General features: G+C 50.7%; 1 pseudogene. It reads left to right on the top strand.

Annotation, left to right across the window (positions count from 1 at the left end):
• Nucleotides 1-505 (top strand): annotated as a pseudogene (locus ACTHUM_RS17680) (NADH-quinone oxidoreductase subunit D); the annotation flags it as partial.
• Between the last annotated feature and the right edge of the window lie 96 nt (nt 506-601).

The following is a 601-nucleotide window of genomic DNA, read 5'->3' as shown; positions in this document are numbered from 1 at the left end:
GGAATGGGACGTGCGTAAGACACAGCCTTACGAAGTGTACGACAAAATGGATTTCGACATCCCCGTCGGCATCAACGGCGACTGCTACGACCGCTACCTCTGCCGTATGGAAGAAATGCGTCAATCCGTACGCATCATCAAACAATGTTCCGAGTGGTTGCGTGTTAATCCGGGTCCGGTCATTACCACAAACCACAAATTCGCTCCGCCCAAACGTACCGAAATGAAAACAGGTATGGAAGACCTGATTCACCATTTCAAACTCTTTACCGAAGGTATGCACGTTCTCGAGGGCGAGACCTACACCGCTGTCGAACATCCGAAAGGCGAGTTCGGCGTTTACATCATTTCAGACGGCGCAAACAAACCCTACCGCCTGAAAATCCGCGCACCCGGCTTCGCCCATCTGCAAGGCATGGACGAAATGGCAAAAGGCCACATGCTGGCCGACGTCGTTGCCATCATCGGCACGCAAGACATCGTATTCGGGGAAGTGGACAGGTAAGCCGTAAAAAAAACAGCCTGCACTTTTCAGGCTGCCTGAAAGCTGGGCAAACAAATACGAGGAATATTAGAAATGAATTTTTGGCATATGCAGATG

The organism is Neisseria sp. P0021.S006, assembly GCF_051956895.1.
This window is presented reverse-complemented; position numbering and strand designations above follow the sequence as displayed.